The sequence below is a fragment of the Halorubrum alkaliphilum genome, assembly GCF_017873815.1.
Lineage (GTDB): Archaea > Halobacteriota > Halobacteria > Halobacteriales > Haloferacaceae > Halorubrum > Halorubrum alkaliphilum.
Window position 1 is genome coordinate 81,979 of record NZ_JAGGKQ010000002.1, and the last position, 14,006, is coordinate 95,984.

At 68.0% G+C, this 14,006-nt stretch carries 11 protein-coding genes; 4 read left to right on the plus strand and 7 right to left on the minus strand.

Annotated elements, in window-relative coordinates; all coding sequences use genetic code 11:
• Positions 1-240 precede the first annotated feature (240 nt).
• Positions 241-2,586 (plus strand): phosphoenolpyruvate synthase, encoded by a 2,346-nt coding sequence (gene ppsA / locus J2751_RS01645; RefSeq protein WP_209482729.1) that lies wholly within the window; start codon positions 241-243, stop codon positions 2,584-2,586.
• A 19-nt stretch (positions 2,587-2,605) separates the two neighbouring features.
• On the opposite strand, the gene J2751_RS01650 is transcribed toward ppsA, so the two are convergent.
• Positions 2,606-2,839, minus strand: a complete 234-nt coding sequence (locus J2751_RS01650) for a hypothetical protein (protein WP_209482730.1) — start codon at positions 2,837-2,839, stop codon at positions 2,606-2,608.
• A gap of 110 nt (positions 2,840-2,949) precedes the next feature.
• On the opposite strand from J2751_RS01650, the gene mfnA reads away from it, so the two are divergent.
• Together mfnA and J2751_RS01660 are read left to right on the plus strand one after the other, a co-directional pair.
• Positions 2,950-4,023 carry a tyrosine decarboxylase MfnA gene (gene mfnA / locus J2751_RS01655; RefSeq protein WP_209482731.1) on the plus strand — a complete coding sequence of 358 codons (1,074 nt, stop codon included), beginning with the start codon at positions 2,950-2,952 and terminating at the stop codon, positions 4,021-4,023.
• Positions 4,024-4,607: 584 nt separating this feature from the next.
• Positions 4,608-5,264, plus strand: coding sequence for a halocyanin domain-containing protein (locus J2751_RS01660; protein WP_209482732.1), 657 nt, complete (start codon positions 4,608-4,610; stop codon positions 5,262-5,264).
• 30 nt (positions 5,265-5,294) lie between these two features.
• Here J2751_RS01660 and J2751_RS01665 read toward each other — a convergent pair whose 3' ends face one another.
• Positions 5,295-6,341: a glycosyltransferase gene (locus J2751_RS01665; protein ID WP_209482733.1), complete on the minus strand. Its 1,047-nt coding sequence runs from the start codon at positions 6,339-6,341 to the stop codon at positions 5,295-5,297.
• Between the two features lie 142 nt (positions 6,342-6,483).
• On the opposite strand from J2751_RS01665, the gene J2751_RS01670 reads away from it, so the two are divergent.
• Positions 6,484-8,370: a S9 family peptidase gene (locus tag J2751_RS01670; protein ID WP_209482734.1), complete on the plus strand. Its 1,887-nt coding sequence runs from the start codon at positions 6,484-6,486 to the stop codon at positions 8,368-8,370.
• A 150-nt stretch (positions 8,371-8,520) separates the two neighbouring features.
• Here the strand turns inward: J2751_RS01670 and J2751_RS01675 are convergent, their stop codons facing one another.
• From J2751_RS01675 to J2751_RS01695, 5 genes are all read right to left on the minus strand, one after another.
• Positions 8,521-9,309: an aldo/keto reductase gene (locus J2751_RS01675; protein ID WP_209482880.1), complete on the minus strand. Its 789-nt coding sequence runs from the start codon at positions 9,307-9,309 to the stop codon at positions 8,521-8,523.
• Positions 9,310-9,487: 178 nt separating this feature from the next.
• Positions 9,488-12,016 (minus strand): heavy metal translocating P-type ATPase, encoded by a 2,529-nt coding sequence (locus tag J2751_RS01680; RefSeq protein WP_209482735.1) that lies wholly within the window; start codon positions 12,014-12,016, stop codon positions 9,488-9,490.
• A 2-nt stretch (positions 12,017-12,018) separates the two neighbouring features.
• Positions 12,019-12,942 (minus strand): sulfite exporter TauE/SafE family protein, encoded by a 924-nt coding sequence (locus tag J2751_RS01685; RefSeq protein ID WP_209482736.1) that lies wholly within the window; start codon positions 12,940-12,942, stop codon positions 12,019-12,021.
• A 94-nt stretch (positions 12,943-13,036) separates the two neighbouring features.
• Entirely contained in the window at positions 13,037-13,510 is a 474-nt protein-coding gene (locus J2751_RS01690; protein ID WP_209482737.1) for a hypothetical protein, read from the minus strand.
• A gap of 1 nt (position 13,511) precedes the next feature.
• Entirely contained in the window at positions 13,512-14,000 is a 489-nt protein-coding gene (locus J2751_RS01695; RefSeq protein WP_209482738.1) for a cupredoxin domain-containing protein, read from the minus strand.
• Between the last annotated feature and the right edge of the window lie 6 nt (positions 14,001-14,006).

Here is a 14,006-nt window from a genome sequence, read left to right on the forward strand (position 1 = left end):
TAATCCGTGGTTCGTATGACGTGTTACGGACCGACTGTCGGTTCGTTGCGTCCCGACGATTTCGGCCCTCTTTCGCTCACCGATCGAGTCAACCGGCGCGGTGCGATCCGCAGTGGCTGGGTCTGCTGACACGAACCACGGTGATTGGCCTCCAGGACAACTCGATCGTGAGTAACATTTATTCTACGTTGTACCCTCCGGAAGATTCATGCGTCGGCTTGTGGAAACCTCGCGTAACGAATGGCAGTACTCTGGCTGGAGGACGTCGACGCCGACGACGTGGGAGTCGTCGGCGGCAAGGGAGCGTCGCTAGGTGAACTCATCGGTGCGGGCCTTCCGGTCCCGCCGGGGTTCGTCGTCACCGCGGGAACCTATCGGGAGTTCATCGAGGGGGCGGGGATCGACGAGACCCTGTTCGATGCCGTCGACGTCGACCCCGAGGACTCGACCGCGCTCCGGGAAGCCGAGGCGACCGCCCGCGAGCTGATCACGGAGACCCCGTTCCCGGACCCGGTTCGCGAGGAGATTCTGGAGAGCTATCGTTCGATGGGGACCGAGGACGACGAGGCGTTCGTCGCGGTCCGCTCCTCGGCGACCGCGGAGGACCTCCCCGACTCCTCGTTCGCCGGCCAACAGGAGACGTTCCTCAACGTCCGCGAGGCCGACTTGCTCCGACGGGTGAAGGAGTGTTGGGCCTCGCTTTTCACCCAGCGCGCCATCTACTACCGCCAGCAGCGCGGCTTCCCGCACGAGGACGTCGACATCGCGGTCGTCGTCCAGCGGATGGTCGACGCGGAAAAATCCGGCGTGATGTTCACCAGCCATCCGTCAACCGGCGACCCGCAGATGACGATCGAGGCCGCGTGGGGGCTCGGAGAGGCCGTCGTCTCGGGGACCGTCTCGCCGGACAACTACGTGTACGACCGCAGTCGAGCGACCGTCGAGGACGTCACGGTCGCCGACAAGAAGGTTGAGATGGTGAGAGACCCCGAATCGGGCGAGACCGTCCAGCTCGACCTCGACGAGGAGCGCCGAACCGAACGCGTCCTCTCCGACGCCGAGATCGACGACCTCGTAACCCTCGGCGAGCGCGTCGAGGAACACTACGGAACGCCACAGGACGTCGAGTGGGCCGTCTTCGAGGGTGAGATATACATGCTCCAGTCCCGTCCGATCACGACGATCCGCGAGGACGCGGACGGGGCGTCCGGGGAGTCCGAGACGACGGATGGCGACGCCGGATCCGGTCACGAGGCCGCAGCCGCCATCGGTGACGGAGACGGCGAAGCGGGCGAGGACGGAGGCGATGACGTCCTCGTGAGCGGGCTCGGCGCGAGCCCGGGAGCCGTCTCGGGTGCGGTGCGGATCGTCGACAAGCTCGATCACCTCGATCAGGTCGAGGAGGGAGACGTGCTCGTCACGGAGATGACGATGCCGGACATGGTGCCCGCGATGAAACGCGCCGCGGGGATCGTCACCGATGAGGGAGGGATGACGAGCCACGCCGCGATCATCTCGCGGGAGCTCGGCGTCCCCGCCGTCGTCGGGACCGGTAACGGGACGCGCGTACTGAAGGACGGCGGGTCGGTCACGATCGACGGCGACAAGGGGACGGTTCGGGCCGGCGCGGACGAGGGCGCGGAGCCCGCCGAGGAGTTCGAACCGGTGGAGGCGGCGCGACCGGAGACGCCGGTGAAACCGATGACGGCGACGGAAGTGAAGGTGAACGTCTCGATCCCGGAGGCGGCCGAGCGCGCGGCCGCCACCGGTGCCGACGGCGTCGGACTGCTCCGGATCGAGCACATGGTACTCTCGCTCGGGAAGACGCCCGAGCGGTACATCGCCGATCACGGCGCGCGTGCGTATCAGGACGAGCTGATAGACGGGATCCGGGCGGTCGCCGAGGAGTTCTATCCTCGGCCGGTTCGGGTGCGGACCATCGACGCGCCGACCGACGAGTTCCGTGAACTGGAGGGCGGCGAGGGCGAACCCGTGGAGCCGAATCCGATGCTCGGTTGGCGCGGGACCCGCCGGAGTCTCGACAAGCCGGAGCCGTTCCGGCAGGAGCTCGCGGCGTTCGGCCGGCTCATCGAGATGGGATACGACAACATCGAAGTGATGTTTCCGCTCGTCAACGACGCGACCGACATCGAGGGCGTGAAACGCCATCTCCAAGAAGCTGGCATTGACCCCGAGGACCACACGTGGGGCGTGATGATCGAGACGCCCGCGAGCGCCCTGTTGATCGACGAGCTCGCGGACGCCGGCATCGACTTCGCTTCCTTCGGGACCAACGACCTCACTCAGTACACACTGGCAGTCGATCGGAACAACGGTCACGTCGCCGACCGATTCGACGAGCTTCACCCCGCCGTGTTACGCCTGATCGGCGACACGATCGATCGGTGTCGCGAGCGCGGCGTCGATACGAGCATCTGCGGGCAGGCCGGCTCGAAACCGGAGATGGTCGAGTTCCTCGTCGAGAAGGGAGTCTCGTCCATCTCCGCGAACATCGACGCCGTCCGCGACGTTCAACACGAAGTAAAACGGGTCGAACAGCGGCTCCTTCTCGACTCGGTGCGCTAGGACCGGTCGAACAGATTCCTTAGGTCTCTCCTTCCGGCACGGCGAAGCCAACGCCGCCAGCAATGATGGCGGCCGACGCGAGGATCGTCGCGCCGAGGACGACGTAGCTGTCGTCCGGGTTTAGGCGACCAATCCCCGCGGCGACATCAACGACGACGACGGTAACGAACAGGCTCAAAATGGCGAACGCGAGCATAACCACGCCTGCGAGCAGTGCACTGGCTAACGATCCGAACGCATCGAGTACTCCCATGCGTGACCGCAACCCGATGCCCCACCTAAATAGCTTTTTTCACCACGCCAGTTCTGTTCAACGGCTACGCCAGAGAGCGGAACGGGTAAAACGTCGGCATGATGAATGAGATGCGAATGCAGACCCCCGAGCCGCAGTCGTTCGACCGGGTGCTCTCCTCGATGTGTACGGAGCCGCACCCGGCGGCCCGCGACGCCGCCGAGCGCTTCCTCGCGACGAATCCCGGCGATCCGGGGACGTACGAAGCGGTCGCGGACCTCGAAGAGCGCGCCGTCGGACTGCTCGCGACGGTGGCAGAACACCCGTCGCCGACCGAGGCATCCGGATACGTCGCCGGCGGCGGGACCGAAGCAAATCTACAGGCGGTGCGGTCGGCGCGGAACCGGCATCCGGACGCTGACGTGAACGTTGTCGCGCCGGAGAGCGTCCACTTCTCCGTTTATAAAGCCGCCGAGGTGCTCGATGTCGACCTCCGGACCGTTCCCACTGACGACGACCACCGCGCCGACTTGGCCGCCGTCGAGGCCGCGGTCGACGAGGCGACCGCGCTCGTGGTCGGCGTCGCGGGGACGACGGAGTACGGCCGCGTGGATCCGATCCCCGAGCTGGGGCGGATCGCCCACGATGCGGGCGCGCTCCTCCACGTCGATGCGGCGTGGGGTGGGTTTCTCCTCCCGTTCACCGACCACGACTGGTCGTTTGCGGACGCGCCGGTTGACACGCTAACGATCGACCCCCACAAGTGCGGGCGCGGGGTCGTTCCGGGAGGTGGCCTACTCGCTCGCGACCCGGCAGCGATGGACGCGCTCGCGGTCGAAACCCCGTATCTGGAAAGCCGATCACAGGCGACGCTGAACGGTACCCGGAGCGGTGCGGGGGTCGCTGGCGCGGTCGCCGCAATCGAGGCGCTGTGGCCGGACGGCTATCGTGAGGCCGCCGAGCGCGCGGCGGCGGACGCCGACTGGCTCGCGGGCGAACTCACCGACCGCGGCTACGACGTTGTCGAACCAGATCTGCCGATCGTCGCATTCGACATCTCGGATTCGACTTTTGAGGCCCTCAGAGCGGACGGCTGGCGGCTCTCCCGAACCGGCGCGGGCGAGGCGCGCGTGGTCCACATGCCGCACGTGACTCGCGAGAGTCTCCGGGCCTTTTTGACCGATCTGGACCGGATCCGAACGTGATGTCGGGAGTGGGTGTATCAGTACGGTTGATCTGTTGTTTATAAAAGGTCGAGTAGTGTTGCTGTCGGTCATTTATAAACGATCGACGACTCCGCGATGAAGGCCTCCAAAGCCCCAGCCGCTGCGGGCGGCGCACGCTCGCTGCGCTCCTCAGTCGCTCGTTTCACTCGCTCCCTGCGGTGCTTACATCGCCTGCACCGCCCGCAGCGACTGCCCCTTTGAGTCCCGCCCCGCCCCGCACAGCAACCGCACCTCACGCCTCCCCAGCCTCGCGGCTCGCGCTTGTCAGCGCTCGCCGCGTCCCTCGCACCGTCGTCGCCGGCGCGTAGCGCCGGCTGCCAGAGGGACCCTCGGTCCCTCGCGGCTCGCGGCCCTGCGGGCCGCTCACCGGGGCGCGCCACCGCACCAGGTTTTATAAATAATCATCGCCGTCGCTCACGCCTATTTAAGTACTTGATCACAGTCATGGATCTGCAACACCCACTCCCGATATCGCTCACGACGCACTCTATATCGATCGACGCACGGCAATCCACAGGAACCGAACCAACATATTCACTATCGGGCATCACGAACCGGCGGCTATGAGCACGGACGACGTCTCTCGGCGTAGGTTCATGCGGACCGCCGGCGGCGCGGCGGCGACCGCCAGCGCGGCCGCGGCCGCGTCGGGGACGGCCGCGGGACAGGAGGACGAAGACGAGGACAACGGCGGCGGCGACGTCGAACCCGACTGGCCCGGGGGAGCCGAAGGGAACCTCGGCACGTACGAGGACGCTCGCGGGCAGGACGAGGTCACGGTGATGGTCGGTGCCGGCGATCAGGGGCTCGCGTTCGATCCGACGCTGTTGTGGGTCGATCCGGGTACGACGATCACGTGGGAGTGGACCGGCGAGGGCGGCGGCCACAACGTCGAAACCGTCGAGGGACCGGCCGATCTGGACAGCGGAACGCCCGTCGACGAGGCGGGATACACCTACGAGCACGAGGCGACCGAGGAGGACGAGGGGATCACCCACTACGTCTGTGCCCCCCACGACGGTACCGGGATGCACGCGGGGCTCGCGGTCGGGGACGACATCGAGACCGTCGACGTCGGTGGCGACGCGGCGGGGGCCGTGTTCGTCCCACAGGGGGCTCGTGCCCTCGGCATCGCGACGTTCATCGCGATGTGTAGCACGCTCGGACTGGCCTTCGTCTTCATGAAGTACGGCGGGACGATCACGCAGGACGAGCCGTAACGAACCGGTTGCGGGTCCCTTTTTGTCGTCTCACTTCCCCGCGAGTTCGGTATACAGGTCCACGTATCGGTCGAGCACCGCGTCGTGGTCGTACGAGTCGAACTCCGGCTCAGTGGTCCGGCGGTCGAGCTCGCCGACCGCGACGAGTTCGTCGGCGAGCTCCGCGGGGCTCGTGACGAGTCGCCCCCGCGTGCGCCCCTCGACGAGTTCGTGAGCGCTCGAATCCGCTTGGTACTCGACGAGTCCGACACAGCCGCACGCGAGCGCGAGGAGGAGTTCGGACGCGAACGTCTCCCACGTCGCCGTCTGCGCGAAGGCGTGGGTTCCCTTAAATATCGGGACGCGCTCGTCGAGCGGCAGGTTCCCGAGGAACTCGACGCGGTCAGCGATCCGGAGGTCGCGCGCGGTCGACTCGATCCGCTCGCGCTCCGGGCCGTCGCCGATCACGGCCGCGGTCCAGTCGCGTCCGCGGATCTCCGCGAGCGCGAGCAGGAACGTCTCGACGTTCGCGTGTCGGTCTAGCCGCCGGGAGTAGACGGCGTCAAACCGGTCGTCGATCGCCGCGTCCGCGATGAGTTCCGTGTCGATGCTCTCGGGGACGACTCGGACCGCATCGCCCGTCGCGCCGTGCTCACGGACTCGCGTCTTCGTCGTCCGCGATGGGGTTGTGATCGCGTCGGCGTCGCGCGCGAGCAGGCGGTACCCGCGCCGGGAGTCCGCCGGGTGGTCCCGCCACCAGTCGACGAGCACCGGCGGGCCGCGGAGCCGCCGGGCGACCGTGGCCGCCAGCGTCGGCGTCGGCGGGCTGTTGACCGCGTGGACGACGGCGGGATCGGCCCGCCGGAGTGCCGTCGGGAGCCGCGCGACGAAGGCGGTCGGTGACGGGTCGGGGACGACCGCGCGGTAGGTGAATCCGTCCGACTCGAACCGCTCGACGTCGCCGCCCCACCAGCGGGCACACAACCAGATCACGTCGTGGCCGCGTTCGGCCAGCCCACGGGCGACTCGCCGCGTTCGCGCTCTGGCCGGCGTGGTGCCGTGTTCGGGCGTGAAAAGCGAGACGAACGCGACGCGCATACGCCGACGGGACGCCCGGACCGAATAAAAAGACACGGCATCGACGGCGGAACGAGTAGCCGGTCGCCGGGGCCCGCCAAGTTCGCCGAAACCCGGTTCGCTCACCCGAAACGGTTTCACACCGGCGACGGAACCGGTCGGTATGCACCGATACGACATCGAACGCTACCTCAACGTCCGAAGCGCCGGGGGCGCGGACCTCGGCCCCGGCGGCCGACTCTCGTTTCTGCTCGACACGACCGGCACCTCGCAGGTCTGGTCGGTCGACGGACCGCTGGAGTGGCCCGAACAACACACCTTCTTCGAGGAACGCGTCACCTTCGTCGACTCCTCGCCGGAGTACTCCGAGGCCGTCTTCGGCATGGACGAGGGCGGTAACGAACGCGCCCAGTTGTACCGGCTCGACTTCGAGTCCGGGCGGATCACGGACCTTACCGACCGACCGGAGGCGAAACACCGGTGGGGCGGTTGGGACGGGGAGGGTGACCGGTTCGCGTTCGCCTCCAACCGCCGCGACGAGTCGGTGTTCGACGTGTACGTACAGGGACGCGACGAGACGGGTGACGACGCCGAACTCGTCCACGAGGGCGACGGCTGGCTCTCCGTCGCCGGCTGGTCGCCGAGCGACGACCGACTGATCGTCCACGAGGCACACTCCTCGTTCGACCACGACGTGTACACGCTCGACGTGGAATCGAGCGATCTAACCCACCACACGCCCCACGATGGCGACGTTCGATACAGCAGCCCGGAGTGGGGCCCGGATGGCGAGTCGCTCTATCTCGTCACCGACCGCGAGAGCGACACGCTCCGGCTGGAACGGCTCGACCTCTCGACGGACGAGTTCACCGTCGTCGCCGGGGGCGGAGAGCACACCGAGGACGGGGGGAGTGACTCCGACGGTGCGGAGGCGTCGGGCGGTGCCGCGAGCGCGAAGGCGGGCACGGACGGGTGGAACGTCGACGGCGTCGCGATCCACGAGGAGTCCCGGCGGATCGTCTACTCGCGGAACGTCGACGGCTACACGGAACTCACGGTCGGCGAGCTGGTCTCGCCACACCGGATCGACGAGTTCCCCGAACCCGACCTCCCCGACGGCGTCGCCGGCGGCGTGAGCTTCGGCCCCGACGGCGACCGGTTCGCGATCACCGCGACGGGAAGCACCACGAACGCGAACGTGTACGTCGTCGACGCGACTACGGGCGAGACGGAACGCTGGACCAACGCCTCGACCGCGGGGATCCCGCGGGAGACGTTCATCGAGCCGGAGCTGGTTCATTATCCGACCTTCGACGGGCGTGAGATCCCCGCGTTCTTCTCCGTCCCCGAGACCGAGACGCCCGAGGACGGCTACCCGGTCATCGTCGACATCCACGGCGGACCCGAGTCACAGAGACGCCCCTCCTTCGGATCCGTGAAACAGTACCTGTTAAACGGCGGATACGCGGTCTTCGAGCCGAACGTCCGTGGCTCCTCGGGATACGGAAAGGCGTACTCCGGGCTCGACGACATCGAGAACCGGATGGACTCGGTCGCCGACGTCCGCGCGGGCGTCGAGTGGCTCCACGACCACCCGGAGGTGGACCCCGACCGGATCGTCGCGATGGGCGGGTCGTACGGCGGGTTCATGGTGCTCGCCGCGCTGACGGAGTACCCCGAACTGTGGGCCGCCGGCGTCGACATCGTCGGCATCGCGAACTTCGTCACGTTCCTAGAGAACACCGGCGACTGGCGGCGCGAGCTACGCGAGGCCGAGTACGGCTCGCTCGCGGACGACCGCGAGTTCCTGGAGTCCGTCTCGCCGATCAACAACATCGAAACGATCGAGTCGCCGCTGTTCGTCCTCCACGGCGAGAACGACCCCCGGGTGCCCGTCGGCGAGGCCGAACAGATAGTCGAGAAGGCTCGCGAGCAGGGCGTCCCCGTCCGGAAGCTGATCTTCGACGACGAGGGGCACGGCTTCTCGAAGCTGGAGAACCGCATCGAGGCGTACCGCGAGATCGTCGACTTCCTCGCCGAACACGTCTGATCGGACTCCGGCGTTCGGTTGGTACCGACCGGCCGGTCGGACTCTCCGCGCGACCCGGCCTCGTTTTGTTCGTATCAATTGGCTCCGTCCCTCCGGTGTCGATCCCGTCGGAGCGCCCGCGAACCGCGGTCGCCGGACCGGTAGCGTGCGCTACTCCCAGTCCGGCCCGAAGTCCGGGTTCAGCTGTCGGTCGGTGCGGCCGAGCGTGTCGATCGCGTTCACGTTCTCGTCGTCCAGTTCGAGTTCGAGGCTCGCGAGGTTGTCGCGAATGTGGTCCTCGCCGGTCGCTTTCGGGATCGCGGTGACGCCCTTCTCGCGGAGCCACGCGAGACTCACCTGCGCCGCGCTGACGTCGTGTTTCTCCGCGACCTCGCCGACGGTCGGGTCGTCGAGAACCGTCCCACGGGCCAACGGCGAGTAGGCGACGAGCTCGATGTCGTTGTCGTCGGCGTATTCGCGCAGCTCCTCCTGTCGGAGCAGCGGATGCATCTCCACTTGGTTCGCGAAGGGCGTCTCGCCGAGGGCGTCGGTCGCGGCGTCGAGATGCTCCGGCTCGAAGTTCGAGACGCCGATCCGGTCGATCAACCCCCGATCGCGTAACTCGGCGAACGCGGGCAGCGTCTCCGCGGGATCGTACGCCCCGGACGGCCAGTGGACGTACATGAGATCGACGCTCTCAACGCCGAGTTTATTGAGGCTTTCGCGGGTCGAGTCGATCACGTCCTCGTGAGCGAGTTGGTCGATCCATACCTTCGAGGCGAGGAACACGTCCTCGCGGTCGACGTCCGCGGCCGCGATCCCCTCGCCGACCGCGGCCTCGTTCCGATAGATCTGTGCGGTGTCGACGTGGCGGTAGCCCGCGTCGAGCGCGGTCGTCACCGATTCGGTACACTGTGCCGGATCGTCGTTCTCCCACGTGCCGAGTCCCAGCGCCGGCATTCCGTCGTGGAGCGGTGCCTCGGGGCTGCGGGTTCCCTGTGACATACGAGACCGTACGGCAGCGAGCCGAAAACCGCTTGCGGTCGGCCGGTGGTATATAAATCGTCGAAGCACGGGGTTCAGGATGGATCGCGGACGATTTGATGCGATCGTGGGTTTCTCGTCGCCCGCGGCGGCCTCACTCTTGGGGGAGCAGCGCTCGCGAGGAGTTCGTCACGACGAGCAGACTGGAGATCCCCATCGCGACCGCGGCAAAGAGCGGGTTGAGCAGTCCGGTCACGGCGAGCGGGATGGCGATTGCGTTGTAACAGAACGCCCATGCGATGTTCCCTTTTACCCGCCGGCCGGCCGCCCGCGAGAGGTCGAAGACGGTCCGGACCGAGTCGAGGTCGTCGTCGACGATGGCCACGTCCGCGGCGTCGGCCGCCATCGCGGTTCCCCCGCCGAGCGCGACGCCCAGATCCGCGGCCGCGAGCGCCGGGGCGTCGTTGGTGCCGTCGCCGACCATCACGGTCCGCCCGCGCCCTTTTAATCGTTCGACGGTCTCCGCCTTCCCCTCCGGCGGTACGCCCGCGAACACTCGGGACACCGCGGGATGGTCGGCGAAGACGGTCGAGGCGCGCTCGTCGTCGCCGGTCAGGACGACCACCTCGACGCCGGAGTCCGCGAGCGACGAGAGCGTTCCCTCCCATCCGTCGCGCAACTCGTCGCCGACCACGACGAGTCCCTCGGCCGCCCCGTCCCGTCCAAGCGCGACCGGAACGCGTCCCACGTCGCGTGCGGCGGCGACGGACTCCCGGAGACGATCCGGCACCGTCCACCCGCGCTCGTCGAACAGGCCGGGATGGCCGACGATCACCTCGACGCCGTCGACGACGCCAGCGACGCCGCGGGCGTGGCTCTCGAAGGAGTCGACCGTGGGGGCCGGTTGCGCGTCGGTCCCGGTTCGGTCGGTTGTCGCGGTGTCGCCGTCGCCCGCCGTGACGGTTCCGCCGTCCGCCGCGACGGGGCGGGAGCCGTCGTTTTCGGCGGCCGCCGTCGCGATGGCCCGTCCCACGGGGTGGGCGGACTTGGATTCGAGCGCGGACGCGAGCCCCAGCAGGTCGTCGTCGACGTCGCGGTCGAGGAGGCGCATCTCGCCGGTCGTCAACGTTCCGGTCTTGTCGAAGACGACGGTATCGGCGTCGCGAATCCGCTCGAAGACGGTGTCGTCGAAGACGACGATCGCGCGTTCGAGCGCGTCCCGGATCCCGGCGGCGACCGCGAGCGGGGTCGCGAGCCCCAGCGCGCACGGACACGAGACGATGAGCACCGTGAGCGCGACCAGCATCGCGGTCGCGACCCCGTTCCCGAGCGCGAGGTTGCCCGCCGCGACGACGACCGCGACCGTCAACACGAGCGGGACGAACACCGTCGCGAGCCGGTCCGCGAGCTTCTGGACGCCGTGGTTCCCGCTCTGGAGGTCCCAGACCATCTCGGCGACGCGATCGAGGCTGGAGGTCGCGTCCGGGCCGACCGATATCGTCAGCGAGCCGTCGGCCACGACGGAACCGCCGACGACGGCGTCGCCCGGCTCCTTGCGGACCGGGAGCGACTCCCCGGTGACGACGGACTCGTCGACCGCGGCGTCGCCGTCGACCGCCTCGCCGTCGACCGGGACGCGCTCTCCCGCGCGCACGAGCAGTCGGTCACCCGAGTCGAGCGCGTCGATGTCGACGCTCTCGGTCCCATCGCCGGTCATCCGGCGGGCAGTATCGACTTGGACGGCCGTGAGATCGGAGAGGAGCTCCGTCGCCCGGCGTTTGATGGCGGTCTCGTAGTGGGTGCCGACGGTGACGATCACGATGATGGCGATCGTCACGTCGTAGTAGATCGAGGGATCATCGAGCAGCGCGACCGCCAGCGTGCTGTAGAGGTACGCGCTGACGGCGGCGATGGCGACGAGCAGGTCCATGTTCGGCGACCGCGTCCGCGCGCTCACGTACGCGCCCCTGAGGATCGGCTTGCCGGTGACCGCCAGCACGATCGTCGTCAAAACCCCGATGACGATGAAAAAGTACGTTCCGGACGTCGACGCCATCGCCTCGTTGATGAACTCCAGCGTTCGCTCGTCATAAAAGGGGAACGCGAAGTAGGTCGGATAGATGAGCACGATGTACTGTAACATGACGGCCATCCCGACGAGCACGCCGACCGCGAGCCGTGCGGTCGCCATGTTGTCCGCCTGCCGCCGCGAGAAGGCGTCGTCGCGGGAGTATGCGCTGTAGCCGAGCCCGCTCACCGCTTCCGCGAGGTCGTCCGTCGAGACGGCACCGGGGTCGTGGTCGATCCGGACCGTGTCGGTGACGTAGCTGGCGCTCGCGGCGCTGACTCCCTCCGTTCGCGTCGCGACCGTCTCGATGAACGCCTCGCAGGTCGCACAGTGCATGCCGTCGACTTCGAGAAACGTCGCCTCGTGGTCGGCGGGGATCTCGGGGGCGTCGTCGGTCCCATCGGCGTCGGTGGAGTCGGCGCTGCCGTCGCCCGCGTTCGACCCGTCCCGCCGCTCGGCAACCGTCTCGGCGTCCACGTCGACGTCGCCGAGCGCATCGTAGACGCCACGACAGCCGGTACAGCAGAACTGGTTTCCCTCGTCGTCGACGACGTCGACGCCCTCCGTCGGGAGGTCACACAGCGTACAGTCGGGAAACGGTCGATCGTCGGTCATGGTTAGTGGCCTCCGTGGTCGCCGTGGCTTCCGTGATCGCCGTGGCCGCCCGCGACCTCGTGTCCCACGAGTTCGCCCGCGTCAAGCGGGTTCCAGAACGGTAGCTCGGGGTGGGGAAGATGAATGCCGACCGCCATCAGCCCGTGCGCGAACAGGACGTAGCCGAGGACGACGAACGCGACGCCGAGCAGCCGGTGGACCCGCCGGCGATGGACGGCATCGACGCGCTCGATCAGGGTACCATAGAGGAACACGGCGGGCATCGTTCCGACGCCGAGCGCCGCGAGCGCGATCCCGCCGCTGACGGCGGAGCCGCTCGCGAACGCGTACAGGTACGCCGGGTAGAGGATCGGACATGGGAGCAGTCCGTGGACGGCCCCGAGCCCGACGATCCCCGGACCGTTCGCGAGCCGGTCGACGTGACCGGTCAGCCAGCCGGTGATCCGCTGAAGTCCGGGGAGGTGGACGCCGCCCGTCGCGCCGCCGAGGACGTACCGGATCCCGACGAGGATCACCGCCGCGCCGACGCCGAGTCCGACGACTCCGCGGACCGTCCCTGCCGCGCCCGTGAGCGTTGCTGCCCCGACGAGGACGACCCCGCCGATCGCGCCGAGCAGCGCACCGATGAGCGTGTAGCTCGCGGTCCGTCCGAGATTGAAGAGGGCGTGTTGGCGAACCTCGTAGGTGGTGAGGTGGCCACTCCGTCGACGGTCGGTCGAGTCGGTTCCGGCTGCCGCGCCCGTCCCCCCGTCGGTTCGACTCCCGGCCGTCGACCCGCTCCCGCCCGTATCTGTTACGCCGCCGTTCATCCGCGCGGAGTACGCGGTCACGAGCGGGCCGCACATCCCGATACAGTGGGCACCGCCGAGCAGCCCGATGGCGAGAAACAGGAGGACGTCCGTTCCGAGCAGGAGTGAGGGGTCCATCGCGTGGTTCACCTCGGTTTGGGGGCGAGCGCGCTAATGGGTTTCGTCGTCGGTCGTTCGGATACGGACGGGACGCGGGCGGGACGCCGACGTCTCATCGGTCACGCAGTTCCCTGACGGTCAGCACGGAGAGCACGGCGAGAAGCGCGGCCTCCACGACCTTCGAGGCGAACGCGAGCGAGTCGTCCTGGAGGTGAACGACGACCAAGCGTATCGGTCCCAACTCCGAGTGACCGCCGTGTGCGGGGCGACCGGGCCAGAACGCGCCGTGATCGAGGACGGTGTGCCACGCCGCGTAGCCGACGAGGAAAACGAGCATCAACAGGATCCCGCCGACGTAAACGGGAAGCGGGTCGAACCCCTGTACGACGAGCAGCACGCCCATGAGCATCGCCATCGTCGCGAGAAGAAACGCCGCTGGCCGAGGGTCGTGGAGGATCCCGAACCGGAGCTGATCGACGGCGACCGGCAGCGCCCAGTAGAGGTGGATCCCGGCGACGGCCGCCGCAAGAACGCCGGCGAGACGGCGGAGCATGCGGTCGGACGACGGCGAGGTCTCGACGCCCATCTCACGGCTCCTCCACGATCACGGTCGCGTACATCCCGCCGAACTCGTGGGGAATACAGACGTAGTCGTACCGTCCCGGAACATCGAAAGTGTGGCTGAACTGCTCTCCGTTCCGGAGGTCTCCGCCGAAATCGTCGTGCCACTCGTCGCGTGCGGTCTCCTCGTCGTCGAACCCGCCGGAAGCGAAGTACTCGGCGTCCTCCGGGATGCCGCCTTCGTAGGCCGTGACGGTGTGGATCCGCGTACTGGTGTTCTCCCAGACGACGGTGTCCCCGACCGTCACGGTGAGATCGTCCGGGACGTAGCCGTCAGCAGTCATTCCGACGTCGTAGCCGTCGTCCTCCCCGTCTCCGTCTGTCGCGTTCGCGTCGCCGCCTCCACCGCCGGTGATCGCGCCGTCCCACTCGTCGACACATCCGGACAGTGCGATGGCGCTCCCGATCCCCACGCCGGCGAGTCCGGCGCGCTCGAGGAAGCGTCTCCGATACATATCGGA